The organism is Thermoflavifilum thermophilum (assembly GCF_900116565.1).
Lineage (GTDB): Bacteria > Bacteroidota > Bacteroidia > Chitinophagales > Chitinophagaceae > Thermoflavifilum > Thermoflavifilum thermophilum.
This window is the reverse complement of sequence record NZ_FPCJ01000001.1, coordinates 1,028,356-1,053,721: the sequence shown is the minus strand read 5'-3', so window position 1 is coordinate 1,053,721 and position 25,366 is coordinate 1,028,356. Positions and strand designations below refer to the sequence as shown.

General features: G+C 45.4%; 20 protein-coding genes. 14 read left to right on the top strand and 6 right to left on the bottom strand.

Annotated elements, in window-relative coordinates:
- Positions 1-14 precede the first annotated feature (14 nt).
- Both BM367_RS04575 and BM367_RS04570 read right to left on the bottom strand, forming a co-directional pair.
- On the bottom strand, positions 15-830 hold the full coding sequence (locus BM367_RS04575) for an SDR family oxidoreductase (RefSeq protein ID WP_092458368.1): 816 nt from the start codon (positions 828-830) through the stop codon (positions 15-17).
- A gap of 12 nt (positions 831-842) precedes the next feature.
- Positions 843-2,801: an amylo-alpha-1,6-glucosidase gene (locus BM367_RS04570; RefSeq protein WP_143103952.1), complete on the bottom strand. Its 1,959-nt coding sequence runs from the start codon at positions 2,799-2,801 to the stop codon at positions 843-845.
- Positions 2,802-3,048: 247 nt separating this feature from the next.
- Here BM367_RS04570 and BM367_RS04565 point away from each other — a divergent pair, with 247 nt between their 5' ends.
- On the top strand, positions 3,049-4,584 hold the full coding sequence (locus BM367_RS04565; RefSeq protein ID WP_092458362.1) for an oligosaccharide flippase family protein: 1,536 nt from the start codon (positions 3,049-3,051) through the stop codon (positions 4,582-4,584).
- Positions 4,585-4,613: 29 nt separating this feature from the next.
- On the opposite strand, the gene BM367_RS04560 is transcribed toward BM367_RS04565, so the two are convergent.
- Positions 4,614-5,258, bottom strand: a complete 645-nt coding sequence (locus tag BM367_RS04560) for an MBL fold metallo-hydrolase (protein ID WP_092458359.1) — start codon at positions 5,256-5,258, stop codon at positions 4,614-4,616.
- Positions 5,259-5,293: 35 nt separating this feature from the next.
- On the opposite strand from BM367_RS04560, the gene BM367_RS04555 reads away from it, so the two are divergent.
- Positions 5,294-8,614, top strand: coding sequence for a hypothetical protein (locus tag BM367_RS04555; RefSeq protein WP_143103951.1), 3,321 nt, complete (start codon positions 5,294-5,296; stop codon positions 8,612-8,614).
- A 2-nt stretch (positions 8,615-8,616) separates the two neighbouring features.
- On the opposite strand, the gene BM367_RS04550 is transcribed toward BM367_RS04555, so the two are convergent.
- Positions 8,617-9,240, bottom strand: a complete 624-nt coding sequence (locus tag BM367_RS04550; protein WP_143103950.1) for a prefoldin domain-containing protein — start codon at positions 9,238-9,240, stop codon at positions 8,617-8,619.
- 157 nt (positions 9,241-9,397) lie between these two features.
- Between BM367_RS04550 and BM367_RS04540 the strand changes: the two genes are divergently transcribed.
- The 4 genes from BM367_RS04540 (at position 9,398) to BM367_RS04525 (ending at position 15,059) form a co-directional block, all read left to right on the top strand.
- Positions 9,398-10,558: a hypothetical protein gene (locus BM367_RS04540; RefSeq protein WP_092458347.1), complete on the top strand. Its 1,161-nt coding sequence runs from the start codon at positions 9,398-9,400 to the stop codon at positions 10,556-10,558.
- Between the two features lie 24 nt (positions 10,559-10,582).
- A complete protein-coding gene (locus tag BM367_RS04535) occupies positions 10,583-12,364 on the top strand; it encodes a DNA polymerase III subunit gamma/tau (RefSeq protein ID WP_092458345.1) in 1,782 nt (593 codons plus the stop codon).
- A 77-nt stretch (positions 12,365-12,441) separates the two neighbouring features.
- Positions 12,442-14,058, top strand: a complete 1,617-nt coding sequence (locus BM367_RS04530; protein ID WP_092458342.1) for a pyruvate dehydrogenase complex dihydrolipoamide acetyltransferase — start codon at positions 12,442-12,444, stop codon at positions 14,056-14,058.
- A 2-nt stretch (positions 14,059-14,060) separates the two neighbouring features.
- Positions 14,061-15,059 carry a nucleoside hydrolase gene (locus BM367_RS04525; RefSeq protein ID WP_092458339.1) on the top strand — a complete coding sequence of 333 codons (999 nt, stop codon included), beginning with the start codon at positions 14,061-14,063 and terminating at the stop codon, positions 15,057-15,059.
- A gap of 129 nt (positions 15,060-15,188) precedes the next feature.
- Here BM367_RS04525 and BM367_RS04520 read toward each other — a convergent pair whose 3' ends face one another.
- Positions 15,189-15,437: a hypothetical protein gene (locus BM367_RS04520; RefSeq protein ID WP_245759894.1), complete on the bottom strand. Its 249-nt coding sequence runs from the start codon at positions 15,435-15,437 to the stop codon at positions 15,189-15,191.
- 324 nt (positions 15,438-15,761) lie between these two features.
- Between BM367_RS04520 and BM367_RS04515 the strand changes: the two genes are divergently transcribed.
- The 6 genes from BM367_RS04515 to BM367_RS04490 all read left to right on the top strand — a co-directional run bounded on the left by BM367_RS04515 (position 15,762) and on the right by BM367_RS04490 (position 19,707).
- Positions 15,762-16,253 carry a DUF1648 domain-containing protein gene (locus BM367_RS04515; protein WP_092458336.1) on the top strand — a complete coding sequence of 164 codons (492 nt, stop codon included), beginning with the start codon at positions 15,762-15,764 and terminating at the stop codon, positions 16,251-16,253.
- 98 nt (positions 16,254-16,351) lie between these two features.
- On the top strand, positions 16,352-16,783 hold the full coding sequence (locus BM367_RS04510; RefSeq protein ID WP_092458333.1) for a hypothetical protein: 432 nt from the start codon (positions 16,352-16,354) through the stop codon (positions 16,781-16,783).
- A 93-nt stretch (positions 16,784-16,876) separates the two neighbouring features.
- Positions 16,877-17,797 carry a CPBP family intramembrane glutamic endopeptidase gene (locus BM367_RS04505; RefSeq protein WP_092458330.1) on the top strand — a complete coding sequence of 307 codons (921 nt, stop codon included), beginning with the start codon at positions 16,877-16,879 and terminating at the stop codon, positions 17,795-17,797.
- 69 nt (positions 17,798-17,866) lie between these two features.
- Complete coding sequence (locus BM367_RS04500) at positions 17,867-18,073, top strand: putative signal transducing protein (protein WP_092458327.1); 207 nt, start codon at positions 17,867-17,869, stop codon at positions 18,071-18,073.
- Positions 18,074-18,117: 44 nt separating this feature from the next.
- Positions 18,118-18,990, top strand: a complete 873-nt coding sequence (locus BM367_RS04495; protein ID WP_092458324.1) for a phosphatidate cytidylyltransferase — start codon at positions 18,118-18,120, stop codon at positions 18,988-18,990.
- A 57-nt stretch (positions 18,991-19,047) separates the two neighbouring features.
- Positions 19,048-19,707, top strand: coding sequence for a phosphatidylserine decarboxylase family protein (locus tag BM367_RS04490; protein ID WP_092458321.1), 660 nt, complete (start codon positions 19,048-19,050; stop codon positions 19,705-19,707).
- A 19-nt stretch (positions 19,708-19,726) separates the two neighbouring features.
- Here the strand turns inward: BM367_RS04490 and BM367_RS04485 are convergent, their stop codons facing one another.
- Positions 19,727-20,422: a YjjG family noncanonical pyrimidine nucleotidase gene (locus BM367_RS04485; RefSeq protein ID WP_177224105.1), complete on the bottom strand. Its 696-nt coding sequence runs from the start codon at positions 20,420-20,422 to the stop codon at positions 19,727-19,729.
- Positions 20,423-20,581: 159 nt separating this feature from the next.
- Between BM367_RS04485 and BM367_RS04480 the strand changes: the two genes are divergently transcribed.
- Positions 20,582-21,901, top strand: coding sequence for a gluconate:H+ symporter (locus BM367_RS04480; protein ID WP_092458315.1), 1,320 nt, complete (start codon positions 20,582-20,584; stop codon positions 21,899-21,901).
- A gap of 134 nt (positions 21,902-22,035) precedes the next feature.
- Complete coding sequence (locus tag BM367_RS04475; protein ID WP_245759893.1) at positions 22,036-25,362, top strand: SusC/RagA family TonB-linked outer membrane protein; 3,327 nt, start codon at positions 22,036-22,038, stop codon at positions 25,360-25,362.
- Positions 25,363-25,366 lie beyond the last annotated feature (4 nt).

Here is a 25,366-nt window from a genome sequence, read left to right as displayed (position 1 = left end):
AAGTAAAAAATACATTATCCATTGGTGGCGAATCCGGGATACAATGTCATGCCGCCATCCACGAAGATGGTAGCACCGGTGATGTAATCCGATTCATCGCAGGCCAGCCATACCGCTACCCGGGCAATATCTTCTGGGTCACCCACCCTGCCGTAGGGAATCAGTTCCAGCAGGCGTTTTTCGGCTTCGGGTGTAGACCAGGCTTTGTAATTGATTGGGGTTTTAATAGCTCCAGGTGCAATGGCATTTACCCGGATCTTATGGGGAGCCAGTTCCTGGGCCATGCTTTCCATGAGCAGGTGAATACCGCCTTTGGAAGCGGCGTAATTGACATGTCCGGCCCAGGGGATTTCCTGTTGTACTGAGCTGATGCAGATGATTTTGCCGGCTGCGCACGAGCGTTCGGGCACGATGCCTCGTCTGAGGAATTCACGGGCAGCTTCGCGGGCACAGAGAAATTGTCCGGTAAGGTTTACGTCAATTACCTTTTGCCATTGGTCGAGGGTCATTTCCGTGAAAGGCGCATCGCGTTGCAGGCCGGCATTGTTCACCAGGATATCCACCGTACCAAAATGGTCGATTACCTGCTTGAACATAGCCTGCACCTGGCCTTTCTGGCTCACGTCGGCCTGGACGGTGATGGCCTGTCCGCCCGCATCCCGGATCTGGTGGGCTACTTCTTCGGCTGTTTCGGGTTGCACCACATAGTTGACGGCCACGTTGGCGCCGGCCTGGCCGAAGGCCAGGGCAATGGCTTTTCCAATGCCGGAGTTGGCACCGGTAACCAGTACGGTATGTCCTTTCAGGGAAATCGTGAGGTGTTGGGCCATGATGATCAGGTTTTAGGTTATACAAAATGAAGATTGAACGGGCAATTGATATTGCTTTATCACGCGAATCAGCTCGCCCACGCTCCAGGCCTGCGCTATACAGCCCCGGGGCAGGTGCGGACTATCGCCATCGGCAATTTCTCCTAGGGTAAGCAATCCTTGTTCCGCCAGGGTGGTGAGCAGGCGGTTCATCACCAGCGTAGCCTGCAGTTTGCCTTCGGGCAGGTAGCGGATCAGGGCGTCCACATACGCGCCAATCAGGTAAAGCCATACGGTGCCTTGGTGATAAGCTGCGTCGCGTTGCTCCGGAGGACCCGCGTAGATGCCTTGGTAGGCCGGATCATCTGGTGCCAGGCTTCGCAGGCCTTTGGGTGTGTAAAGCTTTTCACGAACCACCTGCAGGATGTGGAGAGCCTGCGGGATTTCTACGAGTGGATAAGGCAGGCTGAGGGCAAACAGCTGATTGGGTCGCACAGAAGCATCCGGCCCTTCGGGGGTGAGCACGTCGTGCAGGCATTGCCCTGCTGGATTCCAGAATAGTGTCCGGAAGCTTTGAAGCGTGCGTTCGGCATCTATGACCAAATGTTGGGCTTCCTGGTGCTGATTTGTGTGGTAGAGCCATTCGGCAAGCAGGCATTTTAGATTGTACCACAGGGCATTGACTTCTACGGGCATGCCGATGCGGGGTGTAACCACACGATCGCCTGTGCGTGCATCCATCCAGGTAAGCTGCCATCCGTCCTCACCGGCAAAGAGCAGTCCACTCTCGGTTTCATGAATCTGATAGCGGGTTCCCTGCCGGTAATGCTTCCAGATATCTTGCACGGCAGGAATCATTTCCCGCAAAAAATCCTCGTCGTGAGTGAGTTGCCAGTAATGATGCACAGCAATTACAAACCACAGAGCCGCATCTACGGTGTTGTAGCAGGGTTCTTGGGCCCCATCGGGAAAAAAGTTGGGCAACATGCCTGCAGCAAGCTGATGGGCATATTGCGTGATGATTTGTCGGGCAAGCTTGGGATTGCCGTTGTAGGTGCACAGTCCGTTGACCGCAATCAGGGTATCCCGGCCCCATTCCGTAAACCAGGGATAGCCAGCCAGAATAGCCGGCACATGTTGTTGATGAATGAGAAAATGATGAGCCGCATCGTTAGAGAAACTATTTGCCAATGCTTGCTCCCGCCTGCGTATTTCAGCTGCAAAGCTTTCAGCCGGATTTTCCGGATAGGCATCGGTGGTTAAAACCAGATACACGGGTTCTCCCTTTTGCAAATGGGCTGTCCAGATGCCGTAGCTGAACAAATCTTCCCGATCGTCCATGCCCCGTTCTGTTTCCTGCGCATAATGCAGGTGAAAATACCAGCAGGCATCTGGATGAAACGCTCCATCTGTAAGTCCCATTCTCAATACCGGCAATCCCGGAAATGGCTGAACCTTTAGATGATCAGCCTGCCACTCAGCAGCCTGTTGAATAGGAGCGGAAGCATGTTGGAGCGCATGGTAATCGCGAGCAGCTATCAGCGGCCTGATGTGGAGTTGCAGGCTGGTCCCTTCCTGCAGCAGATATCGGATGATGGTGGTTTGGCGCTGATGAACCGTGATCAAGGTTTTTACAAGCACCACATCTTGCACATGTATGCGCCATTCCGGATAATGCCGCAAATGAAAAAACACGGCTTGCCCGGCAGAAAAAGGTGCTGGGAACAAACCATCACCATAGTCGTGGCAGGAAAGAAGATATTTGCTTGATGAAGATGAAAGCGTCATGCTTTCTTCCAGATCAGCTACCATATTAAACCGTTGCAGAGGCGGACCTGCAGCTGCAATCAAATAACCATGATATCGTCGGGTATTACAATTCAGCAAACTCGAAGAAGCCCATCCACCCGCACCATTTGTATCCAACCATTCTGCTCCCAGCAAATCACGTATAGACAGATGATGCAATGCTATGTGGATGGAACAGGTCAAAGTAAAAAGATTTAAACTAAATAGGATACTCACAAAATACTCATTTTCATGCAGTCATACCAGCAAGCTTTTGTTAAAAAAATTTTATCTGTAGCTGCAAAAAACAAAAACACATATGCAATGCAGATCAGGCAGATATATTTTTTTACTTACACATCAAAAACAATTGAGAGGTTGCGAACAACTGCTTGCAATCGCTTGCGTGAATGCAAAAGATGAATTCTATTATTTTTGACAAAAATTCCATTTGGGCGCTCTCAGAAAACTCGCCGGACAAACCATCATTTACGGTTTTAGCAATATCATCAGCAGGTTGCTCAACTATCTGCTGGTGCCCTATTATACGCATCTGCTTTCACCGGGAGAATATGGCCCGGTTAATATCATTTATGCGATCATTCCATTTTTGTTTGCGATTTATACTTATGGACTGGAAACCTCTTATTTTCGATTTTCCCAGAACCGGGATGACCGAAAAGCCGTACTGGGAACGAGTTCTGTTTCCATTATCTTTTCCACATTCCTTTTTACCTTTCTGCTTTTGCATTATAAACAAGTCATTGCAGGCTGGATCACTTTGCCGCATCATCCGGAATATGTAACCTATTTTGCCTGGATCTTGTTTTTTGATACGCTGGGTGTGATTCCATTTGCCAGGCTGCGTTTGGAAGAGCGGCCGGTAAAATATGCTGTCATCAAGATTTCAGGTATTGTTGTGAATATTTTGTTTAATGTTTTTTCCCTTTCTATTTGTCCGTGGTTGCTGCATCATGGCCATCATTGGGTGGTGTTGTTTTACAATCCCTATGAAAAAATTGGTTATATATTTATTGCGAATATTTTATCCAGTGCCTTTGCCTGGTTATTGTTATGGAAAGAATTTTTTCACATTGAATGGCAATTTAATTTCCGATTATGGTGGCGCATTATGAAATATTCGCTGCCGCTGGTAATTGTGGGATTTGCAGGTATGGTCAATGAAACCATGGACCGGGCATGGTTTCTGCCGCATTATTTGCCTTATGATCATGCAAAAAATGATTATCTGATTGGAGTTTACAGTGCCAATTATAAGCTGGCCATTTTGATTACCTTATTCATTCAGGCATTCCGGTTGGGTGCCGAACCATTTTTCTTTCAACAATCCACGTATGCAAATGCCAAACAAACCTACGCCAGGGTGATGAAATATTTTGTGATGGTGGTAAGCATCATGTTTTTGTTTGTGGCCATGTATTTACCTGTCTGGAAATTGTTTTTACGACGTCCGGCTTATTGGGAAGGCCTGTATGTGGTGCCATATCTGCTGGCTGCCAACATGTTTCTGGGTATTTATTACAATCTTACGATTTGGTTCAAACTTACGGATCGCACGCGCATGGGGGCCTACATAACTGTGTTCACGGCCTTGCTGGCTTTTATCTTGAATTATTGGTGGATCCCGATCTGGGGCTATTTTGGCAGTGCGCTGGCCACCATGGTCTGTTATCTGGTGCAGATGGTGATTTGTTATGTGCTGGGACAAAAATATTATCCGATTCCTTATGCAGTTAAAAAGCTGGTAAGTATCATGGTGATGGCGTTTTTGTTTTATGCCGTATATTGGCTCATCAACCGTTATTTGCTTTCACCCCAGGATCCCTATCGGATAGCATGGCCTTCGCTTTTGCTGGCCACCGTGCTGTTCTGCACGTATGTGTATATTTTATATCGAATTGAAAAGCCTTATCTGCAGCCATTATCCTGGTCGGGGAAAATGAAAAACAAAAAGTTAAATTTTTGACTCTTTGCCTTATGTATTTTATCTAACCATTAAGCTGCTCGCACAAAGGGATTATGTAGTTTTTCATGGCCGATGGTTGTAGCAGGTCCATGCCCGGGATACACTACTACCTCATCGGGCAGTACATACAGTTGCTGGCGGATGCTGGTTTCCAGAGTTTTGAAATCACCACCTGGCAAATCGGTACGGCCAATGCTTTCGCGAAACAGGACATCGCCGCCGATCAGCCATTTTTCCGCTTCATTGTACAGGCATATACTGCCCGGCGAGTGCCCCGGAGCCCAGATCAGGCGCAGGCGTGTATTTCCGAATGTCAACTCTTCCCCGTCGGCCAGGAAGCGTTCCGGATAGGGTGATGGCTCAAACGGAATGTTGTACATCTGTCCGGAAAATGGTGCCGCATCGAGAACGGGCAGCTCAGCCTGGTGTAACAGGGGCTTCAGTTTCCAATGCACATACACCAATTGGTTACCGAAAATATGATCCAGATGGGCATGGGTGTTGATTAACCCCGCAACCTTTAGCTTGCGTTTTCCGATAAAATCCAGGAACTGTTGTTGTTCTTCAGGAAAATAACAGCCGGGATCTATAATGAGACACTCGTTTTGTTCGTTAATGAGAAGGTAGGTATTTTCCTGAAAAGGATTGAAAGCAAACTGGTGGATTTCGGTCATATCATCTTAATTTTACTTTTAAACCGTCATTTTTCATGAAGCGCTTCCTCACACTGACATCGTTATGTGGAATGGTCGCATTGCTGCATATCGCTTCGCAGGCGCAGACCAATGCCGTTGAGTTTGGCCAGAATCGGCTTCAATTTAAAAACTTTCACTGGAGATATTATCAATCCGTTCACTTTGATGTGTATTTCAGCCAGAATGGCTTGAACCTGGGCCGCTTTGTGGCTCAGATAGCGGAAGAACAGCTGCCATTGATTGAGCGATTCATGGATTATGGGGTGAATGGCAAAATCAATATAGTGGTGTATAACAACTTTGGTGAAATGAAGCAATCCAATATCGGCATCGGGATTGACTGGCAGAATACGGGTGGTATTACCAAACTGGTTAACAATAAAATGATTGTCTATTACAATGGAGATCACACGGATCTGACCAGGCAGATTCGCGAAGGTATTGCCCGGGTGATTGTGGAGAATATGTTATTTGGTGAGGACGTGGGAGAATTTGCCAGCAATGCCATATTGCTGTATTTACCTAAATGGTTTACCGATGGATATATTGCCTATGTGGCGCAAAACTGGAATGCTGATCTGGATGCAGAATTGAAAAATCTGATTCTTTCCGGAAGATATCAAACACTCAACCAGCTGGTGCTTGATCATCCAACCCTGGGCGGGCAGGCTTTCTGGCATTTTGTGGAAATGAATTACAGCCCGCAAGCCACCTCATACCTGCTTTACATTGCGCGCATTGAGCGCAGTTTGAAACGAGCCATGAAACAGGTGTTACGCAAATCATACCGGGATATCAACCGGGATATGATCATGTTTTATCGCCAGCAATATGCACAGGACAACCGGGGCCGGCGCCAGGTAGTAGTAGGCACGCCTGTGACGGTAAAAGAAGTCAGCGAAAGAACAGATTATTTTCATTTTGCACCGAGACCCGTGGGCAGGGATTATGCCTATGTGGAATACAAACAGGGATTTTACAAGGTATTGCTTTATCAAGGCTTATTCAAGCCTACTCTTATTTACAAAGGGGGTGTGCGCAGGCTGAAGTCGGCTGAAAATCCGGTTTATCCGCTGCTGGCCTGGGACCCGCGGGGTAGCCGGTTGGGTGTAATTTATGAAAAAGCCGGTAAACCCGAGTTGCTGATTTACGACATCATCACGCGGCTCAAACATACCTATCCGCTACCTTATGAAAGCATCAACAGCTTTAACTTCCTGCACGATTACAACACCCTGGTGCTTTCGGCTATCCGCAACGGACATAGTGATATTTACACGTACAACATCAGCAATTTCAAATCCACCCAGCTCACCAACGATGCCTATGATGATCTGGATCCTTCCTATGCAGCTTTTCCCCGCAAAAGCGGCATCCTGTTTGTTTCCAACAGACCTTCACCCGATGCACCTTCGGGTGATACGGCGATTCATTACAGCCATTACAATGTGTTTATGGTGAACGATTGGGACAGTGACCAGCGACAGATTACCCAGCTCACCCATCTCACCGATGCAGATGCGCGCCTGCCCATGCAATATGGCGATACGTATTTCACCTATATCAGCAACGAAAATGGCATTGCCAACCGTTATGCCGGTTCCTACACGGCTATTCCGGCAGGGGTGGATTCCTTGTTTTACCTGGGCAGCACCATTTTGCGCAATCCTGATCCACAGGAGCTGGATTCCGCTTTGGCTGATTATGGCAGCACACAGCCTGATTCCATCAGGGTGATTGCCGTTACTCGCGATTCCACTTATACTTTTCCTATCACCAATTATGCTTATGGCATTGAGGAAAGCCATATAGCCGGCAATAACCAGCAGATTTCAGAGGTGATTCATCAGATGGATTTCAAGCGGGTTTACCGATTGAAAGAAGATACCATCACGCTTCGCCGGCGCAATGTAAGCACCCGGCCCACCCATTATGTGTTGTGGCAGCGTAAGGCTGATAGCGCTCGGATGGGCTTGCCCAACTATTATGTGCAGCCTGATACCCTGCGGCGCAGAAAAAGCTTTTTCAAAAGTCCCTTTGGCATAGCTCAGCCCGATACCAGCCAGGCAGCACCTCAGCCCGCTCAGGCACAGCCTTCTGTATTGAGCGGACTTAAGCTGATCCCCTACCATCTTCGCTTCGCTTCCGATTACTTGATGACACAGGTCGATAATTCGGTGTTATTTACCCAATATCAAAAATTTACCGGTAGTGGACCCATTGAGCTCGCCAATCCATTCAACGGACTCATCCGCCTGGGAGTATCGGATATGCTGGAAGATATCAAGTTCTCAGGGGGTCTTCGGGTGCCATCGGACCTGAACGGAAGCGAATATTTCTTCCAGTTTTCGGATTTGAAGCAGATGGTTGACTGGAGTTTGCTCTACTACCGAAAAGTAGAGCGCAATACACTGGTCGATCAGCAAGGCAATGCGGTTGCAGAGGCCAAATTCAAGACAAACCTGTATCAGGTTGATCTCACCTATCCGCTGGATGAAGTAAAAAGTGTGCGGGCGCAGGTGGGTGTACGCACCGATCGGATTGTGTATCTGGCCAGTGATCCGGTTACATTGAAATATCCTGATTACAATGAAACCTATGGAATCCTGCATCTGGAATATGTTTATGATAATACCATAAACCCGGCTATCAATATCTGGAACGGCCTTCGCTATAAAGTATTTGGAGAAATGTTTCCGCAGCTCAACAAACCGCAGCAGCCTGGAGGCAGCCGCTTTACCTTCAATGCCGGTGCCGATGTGCGGTATTATTATCCCATTTACCGGAATTTCATCTGGGCTACCCGGTTTGCAACCGGATTTTCCTGGGGTACCCGCAAATTGATTTACTATCTGGGAGGGGTTGACAACTGGCTATTTCCTAAATTCAATAACAATACCCCGATTGATTACAATGCCAACTATGCTTTCCAGACGCTGGCAGAAAACCTCAGAGGATATGATCAGAATATCAAGAACGGAAACAATTATGTGTTGTTGAACACGGAATTGCGGTTGCCGGTATTTTCCACTTTTATTGAAACACCGATCAATTCTGATTTTGTGCGCAATTTCCAGGTTACATCGTTCATTGATGTGGGCACAGCGTGGACGGGCGGATTTTCTTTAAAAGATAATACTTACACCTATTACGGATCACCTCCTGTGGTGGTGACAGTAAAAAATGGTTTTCTAGGGCCGTTTGCAGCAGGTTATGGTTTTGGTGCACGCACAACCATTGCCGGTTATTTTCTGCGGTTTGATGCCGGATGGCCTGCTACAGGCTTTTTCAAAGGATCGCCCAAGCTCTATTTGGCGCTGGGCGTTGATTTCTGATTTTATTCATGAGGGCCGGCCGGTGCACACTGGCAGGCATCGGCCTGTGGCGGAATCCCGGCTTTATCGGAAGTCCAGCAAAAATTCATGGCCTGACTGGTGATGCTTTGAAGCTGAATTTTGATTTTCACGCCTCGCCGGCTGTCAGGCGCAGTGATGGTCTTCTCGCTATGGGCTTGGATATCGGAGGCCGTGAGTGGGATGGCTTGAAAAATAGAGCCGTTGTTTTGTATATAAACCAGTTGGCATTCCACCTGATCCAGCGGAAAATCAGTCTGGTTCTCAATTCGGATCATGGGATGATGAATGCCTCCGAAAAGTCCGGTGTTAAATCCAGCAATGCTGATATGAATGTAGTTAGGCCAGTTTTTCCGGTAATAGGCTCGCAGATCCATCATGGTGCCCTGGCTGCTAAGGGGGGAACGTTGCTGGTTCAACTGGCTGATGGCATTGCGGAGTTGTTCATTTTCCTGTTGAATTTCCTGGTATTGCATCAGCAACTGATGCAGCTTTTGTTGGGTTTGTTGCAAGTCCCTGCGTGTCCGCTTGTTAGCCAAACCAAGCCACAGGCAAAGGATCAGCAACAAAGCGAAAATGAAGATGAAAAAAACGGATTTCGATTTCATAAAATAAAAACAAAACTATATGTTTGCCACAATCCAGCGTGTATATTTCTGTCAGCCGAAAAGGCCTGCTCCTTTGCAAATTGAGCTGCTCAAATGGTGAAAATTTATATCCACATATATCAGTACCCACACCCAATAAAATGTATTACAAAGGTTTATGCATATCCTACCCGTTGAAAATAGCCAGACAGCCCGTGCCTTTTTGTTGTTACCCAGAAAAATTTATGCCGGTAATCCGGAGTGGATTGAACCCTTGCATCGCGACATAGAAGAAGTGTTTGATCCGCGTCGCAACAAGGCTTTTCGCCATGGGGAATGCGCCCGCTGGATTCTGGTGGATGATCGGCAAAACTGCATCGGTCGGGTAGCTGCATTTGTAAACCAGAAATACAAGAACAAAGGGGATGATATGCCGGTGGGAGGCATAGGATTCTTTGAGTGTGTCAACGATCGCAGGGCTGCCCACATGCTATTTGATCAATGCAGGGCGTGGCTGCAGCAACGCGGCATGCAGGCCATGGATGGCCCTATCAACTTTGGTGAGCGCGATAAATGGTGGGGCTTGCTGGTGGAAGGATTTCATGCACCCCCCTACGGCATGAATTATCATCCTCCCTACTATCGGGATTTGTTTGAAAGTTACGGATTTGAAGTGTTTTTCAATCAGTATTGCTATGCCATGCGGGTAGATACGCGGCTGCAGGATAAATTTTACGAACGCCATGCACAGTTTGCTGCCAATCCGGATTTTCATGCAGAACATTACCGCAAAAAAGATCTGGAAAAATTTGCAGCCGATTTTTGCAAAGTGTATAACGAAGCCTGGGCCGGACATGGCGGACTGAAAACACTGGAGCTGAAACAAGTAATTCAGTTTTTCCGGAAAATGAATCCTGTCGCCGATGAACATTTGGTATGGTTTGTTTATTACAAGAATGAACCCATTGGGTGCTGGTTGAATATTCCTGATATCAACCAGGCTATTCGATACCTGCATGGTCATTTCAGCCTTTGGCACAAGCTAAAGTTCATCTGGCTGATGCGCCGTGGTGTGTGCAAGCGCTTCATCGGATTGGTATTTGGCATTGTACCTGCATTCCAGGGCAAGGGTGTTGACAGTTATCTGATTATTGAAGGTGCGAAAGTCATTCAGCCCGAAGCCAGGTATGAAGAATATGAAATGCAATGGATTGGAGATTTCAATCCCAAGATGATCAATATTGCCGAAAGCCTGGGCACCTACCGTAGCCGCCGGTTGATTACCTATCGGTATTTGTTTGACCGCAGTAAGCTTTTTCAGCGGCATCCGATGGTGTAAAAGAGATTTTCTAACTTCGTTTTCATGGAGCATTTTCTGGTTTCAGCACGGAAATATCGTCCGCAGGATTTCGCATCCGTTGTCGGACAATCACACATTACCACCACGCTTAAGAATGCCATTCTGCAAAAGCAACTGGCACATGCTTTTTTGTTCTGCGGTCCGCGAGGAGTAGGAAAGACAACCTGTGCACGCATCCTTGCCAAAACCATCAACTGTGAAAACCTTCGTCCCGATGGAGAGGCCTGCAATCAATGTGCATCCTGTGTAGCCTTCAACCAGGGCACATCTTTTAACATCCACGAACTGGATGCGGCATCCAACAATTCGGTAGATGATATCCGTGCACTGGTTGATCAGGTGCGTTTTCCACCCCAGGGAGCTCGTTACAAAACCTATATCATCGATGAGGTGCACATGCTCAGTACGGCCGCTTTCAATGCATTCCTGAAAACATTGGAAGAGCCACCATCTTATGCTATTTTCATTTTGGCTACAACCGAAAAACACAAAATCCTGCCCACGATTCTGAGCCGCTGTCAGGTATTTGATTTCAGGCGCATTACCCTGCATGATATTGTGCATCATTTGCAGGGAATCTGTGCCAAAGAGCAGGTGCAAGCTGAAGAAGAAGCTTTGCATCTGATAGCTCAGAAAAGCGAGGGATGCATGCGCGATGCGCTGAGTATATTCGATACACTGGTGAGTTTTACAGGAGGTCATATCACTTATCAGCAGGCTCTGGCGCATTTGAACATGCTGAATGTGGAGTATTATTTCCGGCTGATGGAATCCATTCATCAACAGGATATCGCACAAACCTTGCTTTGTTTGGATGAAATCTTGCAGAAGGGTTTTGATGGTGAAAATGTGCTGGAAGGAATGGCTGAATTTCTGCGGGATCTGATGGTGTGCAGAGATGAAAAACTCACAGCTCTGCTGGATATTGCCCAGAACTTCAGAAAACGATATGCTGAAATGGCTCAGCGATGCAGCCTTTCATGGCTGGTAAGTGCGCTGGCTTTGTTGCAGGATGCAGAAGTGCAATACCGCAATTCACGCAACAAAAGGCTTACGCTGGAAATTGCTTTTATTAAACTTTGCTATTTGCAGCAGGCCGTGCAGCTGGTGAGTGATGTGGCCACAGGCGAGGTAGTAAAAAAAAAGCTGATCCATGAAGGCGCGTCAACCCGGCTTCGTGCTCCCTTTCAGGCCGTCCCCAAACCAACAACGATTCCCAAACCAGGATCTATTCCATCGACTTCCCCATCTGTCAAAGAAAATCCCACACCATACGTTTCTTCGGTTACAACATCCATTCGCCCGGTGTTGAGTGAACCTGGCATGACTGCCAGCGGTAAGCTCCCCACGCTTGAAACCCTTAAAAAAGATCGTCAGACATCCCGGCAACCAACCGATACCGTGCAGGTACCGCTGACTCTTCAGCAGGTACAGCAATGCTGGGATCATTACATTGCCCTGCTGCAGGAAAAAGGTCAACATGCGCTGGCTGCACAGCTTACACACGCGCGCATTGGCGTTATGCCTCCGGAAGAAATTCAGGTCACTACCTGGAACATTGTACAGTTCCGCTTTCTGGAGGAAGAAAGAATTCATATAGCTGAATATCTGAAGGAAAAACTCGCAAGACCGGGATTGGTGATGAAAATTTTGCTGGAAGAACAGGAAACGCCTGCCGATACCCAATCTGTGCTTACGCCCCAGCAACAGTTTGAACAGTTGAAAATGCATTATCCGCTGATTGCCCGTCTGCAAGACGAGCTGGATCTGGAAGTGGATTATTGAAAACAGCACCAGTAGCTGCTTTTTTCATTTAACCCTGAATTAGTTACTTTTGAGCCGAATTTGAAAGTATTATCATTATGGCAGAAGCAATACGGATGCCCCTGTTGAGTGACACCATGAAAGAAGGCGTTATCGCCGCCTGGCATAAAAAAGTGGGAGATCAGGTAAAAGCTGATGATGTCATCGCTGAAGTAGAAACGGATAAAGCCACCATGGAAGTGATTCCATATGTGGAAGGCACTTTGTTATACATTGGTCCCAAAGAAGGCGAGGCTGCTAAAGTAAATGATATCATTGCCATTGTCGGCAAACCGGGGGAAGATTTTCAGTCTCTTCTGGCAGCGGAAGGTAAAGCTGAATCCGCAACAATTGAACAAAAGCAGGAATCAGAAGCCCCAGCCGGTAAAACTGCTTCCCATGCTGCTATTGAAAAGCTTTTGCAGCAGGTGACGGTGGTGCGGATGCCGCTGCTGAGCGATACCATGAAAGAAGGCAAAATTGTAGCCTGGCATAAAAAGGTTGGCGATCAGGTAAAATCAGATGACGTGCTGGCCGAGGTGGAAACGGATAAAGCCACCATGGAAGTGGTGGGATATGCCGAAGGTACCTTGCTCTACACCGGTCCCAAGGAAGGCGAATCAGCAAAAGTGAATGACATCATTGCTATTGTGGGTAAAGAGGGTACCGATATTCAGCCTATTCTGGATGCTGAAAAACAACCGACTCAGGCCGCATCTGCCCCGGCTGCCGCACCTGCTCAACCCAAAGCTGCTGTTGCGGCGCCAGCCCCGGCACCTACAGCCCCATCGGGAACTTCTGTAACACCCGAAGGCCGTATTAAAGCATCACCACTGGCACGCAAGCTGGCTGCCGAAAAAGGCATAGATCTTACCCGTGTCAAAGGTACGGGCGATGACGGACGGATTATCAAACGCGATATTGATCAATATCTTGCTTCGTCGGCGGCTCAGGCACCCGCCGCAACAACACCCGTTTTCACTGCTGCCGCTGAGGAAGGCTATGAAGATAAGCCTGTAACCCAGATGCGCAAGGTTATTGCCCAGCGCCTGAGCCAAAGCAAATACAGCGCCCCGCATTTTTACCTCACCATTTCGGTGGATATGCGTCGGATGGTGGATGCTCGCAAAGCTTTGAACGAAATCTCCGAAGTCAAGATTTCTTTCAATGACATTCTCATCAAAGCGGTGGCCATGGCCCTGCGCAAGCATCCTGAAGTCAACAGCAGCTGGATGGGCGATTTCATCCGCACCTATAAGCATATTCATATCGGCTCGGCCGTGGCTATTGACGACGGTTTGATCGTGCCCGTGATTCGCTTTGCCGATCAAAAGTCTATTGCCCAGATTGCAGCAGAAGCAAAGACATTGTACGAAAAAGCCCGCAACCGAAAACTTCAGCCACAGGATTTCAGCGGTAATACCTTCACCATTTCCAATCTGGGTATGCTGGGTATTGAGGAATTTACGGCTATCATCAATCCGCCCGATAGCTGCATCCTGGCTGTTGGGGCTATTCAGGATACGCCCGTAGTGCAAAACGGACAGGTGATTGTGGCTCCAGTAATGAAACTTACCATGAGCTGTGATCATCGGGTGGTGGATGGTGCTGTGGGGGCCCGGTTCCTGCAAACGCTCAAGCAGATGCTGGAAAATCCGCTGGCTATGCTGCTCTGATCATGTTTTTTCGGCTTCCATACATTGGATTCTTTTTCAGCCTTTTGATCTGTCTGGTAACGGCTTGCCATCAACAGAAGTCTGTTGCTTCATTGCCTGTTATCTGGGATACCGATATCGGGCCTGATTTTGATGATGCTGGCGCGCTGGCTATGTTGCACCATTTGGCTGATAAAGGCGAAATTCATCTGCTGGCAACCATTTCCTGTAATGGATATGCAAACAGTCCGCAGGTACTGCATGTGTTCAACGGCTGGTATGGTCGCCCGGATCTGCCTGTAGGCAGAGCTGATACGGCTTATGCGCCAGTAGTGCCCGATGAATGCCATTGGACGGATAGCGTGCTGGCCAATTCCGAATTTCGAAAGCAGCAATCTCTTGCAGATACATCCCAGGATGCCATCAAGCTTTATCGGAAACTGCTGGCTGCAGCGGCTGATCATAGCGTGGTGATCATCAGCACCGGCTTCTTCAGCAACCTGGCTGCATTGCTGCAATCCATGCCAGATCGGTTTGCACCAGACTCAGGTCTTCAGTTGGTTCGCAGGAAGGTGAAATATTTGGTGAGCATGGCAGGACGTTTTCCCGAAGGGCGGGAGTTTAATGTGTACAACGATACCCGCGCGGCTGCTTATGTGGCGGACCATTGGCCTACCCCCATTATTTTCAGCGGATTTGAAATCGGCGATTCAGTATTCACTGGCTTGCCACTGTTGCAGCCCCATTTGCCCGAAAGCCCACTCAGGCAAACATTTCGTGTGGGTTTGCGTTGCTGGCATGAAGTTGAAATTGGTCATCCCAGCTGGGATGAAACAGCTGTACTGGCTGCACTGGATACCACACATCAGCTGTTCGTCCCGGAACCCGGTCGCATCATCATTCATCCCGATGGCTCCAATGGCTGGGAGTACAAATCTGACGGCCAGCAGTATTATCTGATACCCCGAACCTCCCGTTCAAGATTGGCGCAGCTCATCAATGGTTATTTGCTGGGTAAGTAGGCTCTGAAGCTGATTCTGGGGGGAAATGAAATATTGTACGCTGATTCAAAAAATTAAAGATGCCACGGGCGGAAAACAGCTCTCGGAAAAATGTCGAAAGATTTGCGGAATAAAACCAGAGGCTAACATTTATTCATGATTGGCATTGCCTTCATCCTCATCCTGTTTATTGCTCACCCACCAGCGCCAGCCGATAAAACCCACCAGCGCCAGCGGTGTAATCATCAGGTAGAGAATGCCGGCGTTCAAACTCCGCGCTGCATCCGGATTCAAATCAGAAGCAGTCTTGGTGCAAATGGAACATTGGGCCTGGCTGTCAATCCCTATGAGCAACAGCCCAATAGCCACCATCAACACACCCAACAGGAACTTTTTCATCTCATGAATGTTTATCCGGAATAGCCTTACAAATATAAACAAATTTTACGTAAAATGGGTTTAAGAATTCTTTCTCTTTCGCGGGATTGCGGATTTGCAACATGCGCTCTTATGGATAGCATTAGCTGATCTTTTCGTCAATCCAAACCCGAAAAAAACCGTTTGTATATGCTATTTTACCAATTAACCAAGTAAACTTTAATAATGAAAAAAATAGTTTTACATTGGGTAAACTTAAAACCTAAAGTTCGGCATTCAAACAAGAACCAGATAAAAGATATTTCCAAAAAATATCCAACAAAATGTAAATCATAACTGACATACATGCGACCCGTTATTCAATTAAAGCTTCGTATGGCTGATAAGGTGCTTGAGATTGCCGGTTGGATTTTGCTGATTGCTTTGTGGTGGATGGTGATAGCGCATTATCACCGTTTGCCGGAAACAATTCCGGTGCATTTTGATGCAATGGGGCACGCAAATAAATTGGGCAAGAAATGGATGATATGGACAATCCCGTCAGTTACAACGGTTCTTTTTATCGGTTTAACCGTGTTGAATCAGTATCCTCATTTGTTTAACTATCCCACGCGCATAACCGATGAAAATGCATATACACAATACACACTTGCCACTCGATTGATCAGATACCTGAAAACAATCCTGGTGTTTATTTTCGGATTGATGGAATATCAGCTTATCAAATCTGCAGAAGGCAAGGCAGCAGGATTAGGTGAATGGTTTATGCCTGTTTCCTTATTGCTGATTTTTGTTCCATTGGGTTATTATTTGGTGAAATTGGTAAAAAGTAAGTGAACCTATGTGAATAACAGCATGATTGTTATACAAGAGTGAATGAAAATGAAAAGTTTTGCATGAAAAATTTATTTTATAATACTTGAATCTCCGTATTTATGGTCATTCGTTTTCTTTCTGCATGTGTTGTTTTATATATTTTTAACAGCATAACGGGCTACGTGATTCACGATGTATTGTTGCATCGCCAATACATGGAATTGATGCCGGTATTGCACACAGAAAACATTCAAAGTAAAATATGGGCATTTATCGTGACTTCTGTTATTGGATCATTTTTCTTTGTCCTGGTATACAGTGCCTGGAAAAAAACAGGTCGTATAGTTGAAGGATTGATCTACGGGCTGATAATGGGATGCTGGATTGGGTTGACAATGTCGCTGAATACTTATGCATCTACCGGATTCATTCCTTTTTCACTTGCGGCAAAATGGTTTTTGTACGGCCTGCTTCAATACGCTGCAGGGGGCATACTCATAGCCTGGGTATATCACCTGAAGTTTTTCACAAAAAGAAGTACCCACGCATAGATCACAATTGCTATTCATATCCTTCATTTCTCTTTTTTAACCGCAGTTTATTTTCCATGTGAATTTTCTAATTTGGGGGAATAATTTTCCCAGATGAGCAGTAAATTTCATTACACAGGTTATGGCATGCAGGTGCTGATTTTGATTGCCCTGACGATTGCCGGGTTTATGCTTTATTTTTTGTTAAGTATGCTGCTATTGTTCAGCCATGCCGGGTTTCAGCTGATAGATACGAAACAGGCATTGACTGATCCCCGGATGCTGGGGATGCTTAAACTCCTGCAATCGCTTTCCAGCATCATGATTTTTTTGTTGCCTGCTCTGGTATTTGCCTGGTTGGCTGATACCAAACCCATGCACTGGATGGGGTTAGGGCGGTCATTTAGCCTTCCTCAGCTGGTAGTAGTAGCGGCGTTGATGGTAGCAAGTTTGCCATTTATTGGTTTGACAGGCCAATGGAATGAACAGGTGCATCTGGGTGGTCGTTTGCATCAACTGGAAACCTGGATTCGGAACACGGAAAAGTTAGCTGAACAACAAACTCGTCTTTTGCTTACTACGCACAATGTGGGTGATTATCTGGTTAATTTGTTGATGGTAGCTGTGTTGCCGGGTATTTGCGAGGAAGCTTTTTTTCGTGGAGCCTTGCAACAGCTGCTCATCAGGTGGACGGGCCGCGTAACTGCAGGTGTGATTCTCACAGCATTTATTTTTAGCTTTTTGCATTTTCAGTTTCTTGGCTTTTTACCCCGTTTTATTCTCGGACTGATGCTGGGATATGTATTTGTCCTAACCAGAAGCTTGTGGCTGGCTATGATAGGGCATTTTGTAAATAATGGGGTGGATGTTACGCTCGTGTATTTGTATCAGCTGGGCTGGATAAAAACTGATCCCATGGGCGATAGTCAGGTTACGCCATGGGTGGGCTTGCTGAGTGGTGTAATGGTGATAGTTTTGCTGATAGGGCTGAAACGACTTTCGGCTCGGCATAAGCAGCGTGAATCTTTTTTCTGAACGGATGTTTGATTGCATGATCGAACACATAATAGGTTGAATAACTAAACGTTAAATATTTGGAAGTATATGGAAACAGAATGGGTAAAAATATACAGTACGCGGCAATCCTATGAGGCCGCACTGATTCAGGGTATGCTTAAGGAGCATGGTATTGAAAGTGTCATTATGAACAGGCAGGATTCTGAGTTTCTGGTGGGTGAAATACACCTGTATGTATATCAGTCAGATGCGGAACAAGCTAGAAAGTTGATTGAAGAAACGCGAGAAAAATAAAATCATCATATCCTTTTTTAGACAATTGGTAAGTTATATTCTGCATGGGTACACTTTCCCGCACTTTTTTTACACGGAGCATTACGGCAGTGGTATTTGTTGCCATTATGCTTTTGGGATTGTTACTCAATCGTTATAGTTTTCTTGTACTGTTTACCATAATTGCTGTAGGTTGCCTGTGGGAGTATCAGCAATTAACGAATCTGATAATGATGGTTGTATCAGATAATAGCAAGGGTAAAAAACGCAACCTGATAAACCAGATAGCTATGTGGCTGGCTGTAATGGGTATATTGTTGATGGCAATGGGTTTGGCATCATCTGTACAATCACCGCGGGTGGATGCAATAGGTCTCGATATATTGATGATCAGTTTTGTGTTGATTCCAGTATCTGAATTATTCATAGGGCAGTTTCGATTTGCTTTTGTGATGTTATCGTTGGCTGGTTGTTTGTATGTGGGTCTTGCTCCTGCGTTGATGATTTATTTTCGCTGGCAACAGATGCATGCTTCTCTGCAATGGATACCTGTAATCATTATTGGATGTCTATGGGTAAATGATACGATGGCTTATATTACCGGCTCTTTATTGGGGAAACACAAGCTTTGGCCTGCTGTTTCACCGGGTAAAACCTGGGAAGGTACGCTGGGAGGTATTGTATGCACCATGCTGCTGGCGTTGGTTGCATCCGAAATATGGCCATTATTCAGCAAGTGGCACTGGATCATGATTGCTTTGCTGGTTGGCATATTTGGTACCATGGGTGATCTGTTGGAATCGGCCCTGAAACGAATGGCAGGGGTAAAAGATTCCGGACAGTTGATGCCGGGGCATGGTGGCTTGCTCGACCGGTTTGATTCCATGCTGATAGCTGTGCCGGTGGTATGGCTGTATGTGCATATTTGGATGCTTTGATGCACGAAACAAGGGGTGATAAAATAATGTTATCTTTGTATCCATAGTTTTTGTATAATGCATATTCATCGCGAAGGATATCGCATCATAGCCATTTCAGCCATAGTACTGCTGATACTCGATTGGTTGATATATCATTTTTTGCATCAGCATTTTCCATCTGTATGGGGTTTATGGCTGGTAGTTTCCATCGTTTTATTCATTCTCATCGTTGCTTTTTTCCGGGTGCCCCACCGAAAAAAAGTAGATGATGAAAATGCTATTCTATCGGCTGCCGATGGACATGTAGTAGCTATTGAAGAGGTGGATGAAACAGAATATTTTCATGACAGGCGCATACTGATTTCTGTATTTATGAGTCCGTTGAATGTGCATCTCAATCGCTATCCCGTATCAGGGCAGGTTACATACAGTGCTTATCATCCGGGTAAATACCTGGTTGCCTGGCATCCGAAATCATCTTCACTCAATGAGCGACACACCCTTGTAATTCGTTCATCCCATGGAGATGTGATGGTGAAACAGATTGCCGGTGCCATGGCACGTCGCATTGTGAATTATGCACGAGAGGGCATGCAGGTACGTCAGGGTGATGAGCTGGGATTTATTAAATTTGGATCTCGTGTAGATGTATTGCTTCCTCCGCATGTGCACATCCACGTAAAACTTCAGCAACCCGTTAAAACCGGTGTTACCCGATTGGCAAGCTGGAATTAAATTTTCCCGGATTTTTCATTCAGAGTATTTGCTTTAGTTCTTCCAGATGTGTAATAGTATAGGTCGCCGTTGATGTTTCCGGATATCCTGGAGGATTAAAATAAACCTGATCCATACCCGCCTGGCGGGCCCCTTCAATATCCACTTCCAAATCATCGCCAATCATCAGGCTTTCGTTGGGATGTGCGTGGGTATGTGTAAGCGCATACAGAAAGAATTGCAGGTCGGGCTTTAAGCAACCCGCTTGAGCAGAAGTAATTACATAATCAAAATACTTGTCAATTCCTGCACTTTGCAATTTTAATTCCTGAATTTCCGGAAAACCGTTTGTCAGAATATGCAGATGATAATTTTTGCTCTTCAGATAATCCAAAATTTCTTTTGAACCAGGCATTAGTTGTGACTGACGAGGCAAGATTTTCAGAAAATCTTCACCCATCCGGATAGCCAGTGATTCATCGGGATAATTGATTTCCTGTAAAGCCAGCCACATACGTTTCCATTGCAACTCTTCCCTGCTGATCTGATGAAGGCGATATGCCTCCCATAGCCGTTCATTATGATATGCATAACCTTGATAGAATTTGTCAAAGCCTATACCTGTCTTCTTTTCCAGCATGTATTCCTCGTATAGTTGTGCCAAAGTTTGTTTTGCATTATGGGTGAAATCCCACAGGGTATGGTCCAGATCAAAGAAGATATGTTGATATTTCATGATCATCGTTTGATCCTGCAAAATTGAGGAAATGAAGATGAATGAACAACTCATGTTTGAAATGAATTTTTAGTTGAAAAGAGAATGGCCTGATCAAAAGAAAAAATTGAATTTAAAAAACTTCCTTTTATTTTTAATCTGTATTTATTTCATTTGCTTATGCCTTTGTTGATTACCATTTTCGGTATATTCCTATTGATTCTGCTTATTGCCTGGGTGAAGGCCGATACATTTTTATCTTTTTTGCTGGTAAGTGTAATGGTAGGATGGTGGAGCGGGATGGGATCAGATGCAATTGTGCATGCTGTTGAGACCGGCATCGGGAATACTTTAGGGTCACTGGTTATTATTCTGGGATTGGGGGCTATGCTGGGGCGCCTGGTGGCTGATAGCGGTGCTGCCAGGCAAATAACGGATCAACTCATCAGTTGGTTTGGTTTACGGAATATCCGGTGGGGATTGGCACTGGCCGGACTTATCATAGGTATTCCCATGTTTTATACGGCAGGTTTTGTAGTGGTAGTACCTTTTATTTTTGCAATTGCGCATCGTGTTCGTCTGCCTTTGTTATACATAGCTATTCCCATGCTATCTGCTTTATCGGTTGCGCATGGCTTTTTACCGCCCCATCCATCTCCTACAGCTATTGCTGTGGAGCTGCATGCCAATATCGGGAAAACATTGCTGTATGGAATCGTGATTGCAATTCCGGTCATTGCCCTGGCAGGACCCCTGTTCGCAACCCGACTCAAAAAATACAAGCCTGTAATAGAAGCACACATGTTTACATCCCCTGCGTTAGCAGCAGATAAACTCCCTGGTGTAGCAACAAGTTTTATTATTGCCCTCATGCCATTGATTTTGCTCACATTGTATACAATAGGTGCCATGCTTTTTCCCACATCCGGGTTTCTGATGCAGGTGTTGCATTTCATTGGCAATGCAGATATTGCTATGTTTATATCTGTGATTATAGCAATCGTGGGTCTTGGCTTAAAGAGAGGTTTATCCATGAAGTCCATCACGCGCGATTTGCAGGATGCTTTTCAACAGGTTTCGGTGGTGATGTTTGTGATTGCGGGTGCCGGGGCATTTATGCAAGTATTGCATGACGGCGGACTCAATGATTATCTTTCAGCTATTTTCGTCCAGTGGCATGTTCATCCTTTGCTGATGGGATGGCTGGTAGCTGCGGTCATCAGGATATGCATAGGATCAGCTACAGTGGCTGGATTAACCACTGTGGGTATTCTCATGCCTTTTTTACAGCAATCACATGTGTCGCCTGAATTGATGGTATTATCCATTGGTGCAGGCAGTCTGATGTTTTCGCATGTAAACGATGGCGGTTTCTGGTTGTTTAAAGAATATTTTCATTTAACCATGAAACAAACTTTTCTCACCTGGAGTGTGATGGAAACGATTGTATCCATTGGAGGTCTGGCAGGCGTATGGATCCTTCATTTATTGCACATATAAATGTATCAGGCGTTGGATTTTCAATGCGGCTTTTGGGTTTACGATTTGTTAAACAGAATTTCATTTTTCCTTATTGATTTGTTCATCATGCAGGTTGAAGTTTGTGATTGATTCACCTTTCAACCTGTATAAAGATGATACAATTTTATTTACACGCCAGAAAAACTTGTATATGCCTGTTTGCCGGATGGATGATGTTTATTTCAGCCTCTGGCCAGGAAATGATTTCAGGAAAAGTGCTTTCTTCTGTTGATCAGCAGCCTGTGCGGGGAGCGAGTGTTTTCTCAGTAATGACAAAAGAAGGCAGGATTACCGGAGAAAACGGGCAGTTTCATTTACCTTATGTATTGCACGATACATTGGTTGTCAAGTTCATTGGATTTGAAACGCAACGCATTCCCGTAGCAGAAAACAAGGAATTGATAATTGTGCTGAAACCTGCTCAACAAGCTCTCGATGAAGTTGTAGTTACAGCATTGGGTGTACGCAAGGAGGTAAAGAAAATCGGATATGCCGTTCAGGAAGTAAATGGAGATGAACTGGTGAAAGCGCGCGACCCCAATCCTCTTACCGGTCTGGAAGGAAAAGTAGCCGGGCTTTCGGTAGGACCCTCTGCTGAAATGCTTCGTCAGCCGACGGTATTATTACGTGGAAATCAGATCAGCTTATATGTGGTAGATGGTGTTCCTATCAGTTCCGATAGCTGGAATTTGAATCCGGATGATATTGCATCCATTTCTATACTAAAAGGCCCGGTAGCAGCTGCTTTGTACGGAAGCCGTGCACAATATGGTGCGATATTAATTACCACCAAAAAAGGACTCAAGCAAAAAGGTTGGCAGGTGGAAGTTAACTCCACCAATATGTTTGACAAAGGATTTATTGCTTTTCCACGTTTGCAAAATGAATATGGCCCAGGTGAAAACCAACTATATGCTTTTGCGGATGGACGTGGTGGAGGTTTGAATGACAATGACTATGATATCTGGGGACCTAAATTTCGCGGACAATTGATACCACAATACGATGGAAAATATTACCCCGATTCTGTTTTCACCACTGTATTTCCGGGAGGATATGTGTGGAAAGGGCATATTCAGCCTACACCCTGGATTGCACGTGGGGCCAATAATCTGCAACGTTTTCTGCGGATGGGTTTTCAGACCAACAATAACATATCGCTTTCGGCTACAGGTGATGCGTATCAGCTGAGGTTTTCAGTTTCTCAATCGCATCAGCAGAGCATTATCCCCAACATGAGTCTGAATATCATCAATTTCAACACGTATGGTTCCTATAAGCTAAGCGATCGCATCCGGATTGAATCAAATGTGAATATCAACCGCCAGTTCAGTCCCAATTTCCCGGATGTAGATTATGGCCCCAACAGTTTGATTTACAATGTGGCTATCTGGACGGGATCGGATTGGGATGTGGATGCACCGGATATCCGTGCTATCTGGCAACCCGGTAAAGTGGGTATTCAGCAAATGTTTGCCGAATATCAACGCTATCACAATCCATGGTTTATGGTTTATGAATGGCTAAGAGGTCATTACAAAACAGACATCTATGGTTATGTGACAGCTCATTATGTGTTGAATCCGCATGTAAATGTGCAGGTTCGTACACAAATTACCACCTATAATTTGTTCCGCAATGAAAAAATGCCTTACTCAGCGCATCCATATGGTCGTGAACAAAACAAAGGTGATTACCGGGAAGATCATCGGGATCTGTTCGAGAACAATACCGATGTTCAGATAAATTATGATTACACGATCAGAAGAAAAATTGAAATCAGCGGCTTGGTAGGTGGAAGTGTCAGATTGTTTAATTATCGTTCAACCTGGATTTCTACTGATTATTTAAGTGTACCTGGTGTGTATAATTTCAGCAATTCCCTGAACCCTATACAGGCCAGCAATTTCCTGGCTGATATGCGTGTATATAGTGCTTATGCTTCGTCGGATATTTCGCTTTCCAAGTATGCTACTATTGGACTCACAGGAAGAATTGACAAATCTTCAGCTCTACCTCCTAAACATAACAGTTATTTTTATCCTAGCATTTCTTTGTCATCGGTATTATCAGATTATATTCAATTACCCAGAAATATATCCTTCTTCAAAATACGTGCTTCGTTTGCTACCATACATGGTGATGCAACCTCTCCCACTATTGGACCGGCACCGTTTAATACCATCACACAATTTGGTGCCAATCCATCCGGAAATTCTTTGTATGATTATCCATTGGGTTACGGCAATCCTTATCTGTCGCCTTACGGCGGGCCTGATTATTCGCTGATTCAAACCTATTCTACTTCCAAACCATACAACAACATGACGGCTGCCTATTACAGCAGCAACCTGTATGATCCCAATCTCAAAACTTTCAATCGGGTGAATTTTGAACAGGGATTTGATATCAAATTCATCAACAACCGTCTGGGATTAAGTGCTACAGCTTTTCAGTATATTGATGGTCCGCAGATCCTGCAAAATCCTATTTCTACAGCTACAGGATACAGTTATTATTATCTGAATGCGCTAAAAACAGAAAAGAGCGGATATGAACTAAATATTACGGCAACGCCTGTATCTGTTTCCCATCTTTTCAATTGGGATATATCATTTAACTGGAGTACGTTCAAGGAAGTGTATTTGGAGTTGCCGCCAGGTCAAACAACCTACAATACTTTCTTCCGTAAAGGAGATCGCGTAGATAAGTTCTATGGATCTGCTTTCGTGAAAACCAAAGAAGGACTGGTTGTATATGATAATAGTGGTGCTCCTCTAATTAATCCAGTTCCTCAATTCCTGGGTTATCTAAATGGGAAATATGAATGGGGCATATACAATCAGATCCGGTATAAACAATTTAGCCTGGGATTTCAGTTTGATGGAAGGGTAGGTGGTGTGACTACTGATTATATTCACAACAAAACGATGCGTGGAGGAAGAAATATTGAAACCGTGCAAGGCCAATTAGGTATAGCCAGAGATCTGGACGATCAGCATGCAGGTGATCCGAACTGGAAAGGAGCTTATGTGGGTGAAGGAGTAGTGGTTGCGAATAATGTGCCTATCAATTTTGATTCAAAAACGGGCGTTATTACCAATTATGATCAACTAAAGTTTGTACCCAACACCACCCCTATACAGGTGCAACCCTGGACTACCATTTATTACTCCACCAGTGAAGCCAATCTGATGAGCAAAACATTTACCAAACTAAGAGAAGTAATCATCAGCTATGATTTCCCTGAGAATTGGCTGCAACGTTCAGGAATTCAAAGATTAACCGTTTCACTTGTTGGAAGAAATCTGCTTTATTTCTACAAAGACAAACGATTTAAAGATGTGGATGTAGATCAGTTTAATTATGGAACCAGTTCTACAGTTTTGCAAACTCCTACTACCCGACGTTTTGGATTCAATATTCAACTCACATTTTAAGCAA

What these genes read in the sequence shown, in the direction of transcription:
- BM367_RS04475 (WP_245759893.1), top strand. Translation starts at nt 22,036, where the DNA reads ATGATACAATTTTATTTACACGCCAGAAAAACTTGTATATGCCTGTTT.
- BM367_RS04505 (WP_092458330.1), top strand. Translation starts at nt 16,877, where the DNA reads ATGAGCAGTAAATTTCATTACACAGGTTATGGCATGCAGGTGCTGATT.
- BM367_RS04535 (WP_092458345.1), top strand. Translation starts at nt 10,583, where the DNA reads ATGGAGCATTTTCTGGTTTCAGCACGGAAATATCGTCCGCAGGATTTC.
- BM367_RS04500 (WP_092458327.1), top strand. Translation starts at nt 17,867, where the DNA reads ATGGAAACAGAATGGGTAAAAATATACAGTACGCGGCAATCCTATGAG.
- BM367_RS04485 (WP_177224105.1), bottom strand. Translation starts at nt 20,422, where the DNA reads ATGAAATATCAACATATCTTCTTTGATCTGGACCATACCCTGTGGGAT.
- BM367_RS04520 (WP_245759894.1), bottom strand. Translation starts at nt 15,437, where the DNA reads ATGAAAAAGTTCCTGTTGGGTGTGTTGATGGTGGCTATTGGGCTGTTG.
- BM367_RS04555 (WP_143103951.1), top strand. Translation starts at nt 5,294, where the DNA reads ATGAAGCGCTTCCTCACACTGACATCGTTATGTGGAATGGTCGCATTG.
- BM367_RS04525 (WP_092458339.1), top strand. Translation starts at nt 14,061, where the DNA reads ATGTTTTTTCGGCTTCCATACATTGGATTCTTTTTCAGCCTTTTGATC.
- BM367_RS04550 (WP_143103950.1), bottom strand. Translation starts at nt 9,240, where the DNA reads ATGAAATCGAAATCCGTTTTTTTCATCTTCATTTTCGCTTTGTTGCTG.
- BM367_RS04495 (WP_092458324.1), top strand. Translation starts at nt 18,118, where the DNA reads ATGGGTACACTTTCCCGCACTTTTTTTACACGGAGCATTACGGCAGTG.
- BM367_RS04515 (WP_092458336.1), top strand. Translation starts at nt 15,762, where the DNA reads ATGCGACCCGTTATTCAATTAAAGCTTCGTATGGCTGATAAGGTGCTT.
- BM367_RS04510 (WP_092458333.1), top strand. Translation starts at nt 16,352, where the DNA reads ATGGTCATTCGTTTTCTTTCTGCATGTGTTGTTTTATATATTTTTAAC.
- BM367_RS04490 (WP_092458321.1), top strand. Translation starts at nt 19,048, where the DNA reads ATGCATATTCATCGCGAAGGATATCGCATCATAGCCATTTCAGCCATA.
- BM367_RS04575 (WP_092458368.1), bottom strand. Translation starts at nt 830, where the DNA reads ATGGCCCAACACCTCACGATTTCCCTGAAAGGACATACCGTACTGGTT.
- BM367_RS04560 (WP_092458359.1), bottom strand. Translation starts at nt 5,258, where the DNA reads ATGACCGAAATCCACCAGTTTGCTTTCAATCCTTTTCAGGAAAATACC.
- BM367_RS04540 (WP_092458347.1), top strand. Translation starts at nt 9,398, where the DNA reads ATGCATATCCTACCCGTTGAAAATAGCCAGACAGCCCGTGCCTTTTTG.
- BM367_RS04480 (WP_092458315.1), top strand. Translation starts at nt 20,582, where the DNA reads ATGCCTTTGTTGATTACCATTTTCGGTATATTCCTATTGATTCTGCTT.
- BM367_RS04530 (WP_092458342.1), top strand. Translation starts at nt 12,442, where the DNA reads ATGGCAGAAGCAATACGGATGCCCCTGTTGAGTGACACCATGAAAGAA.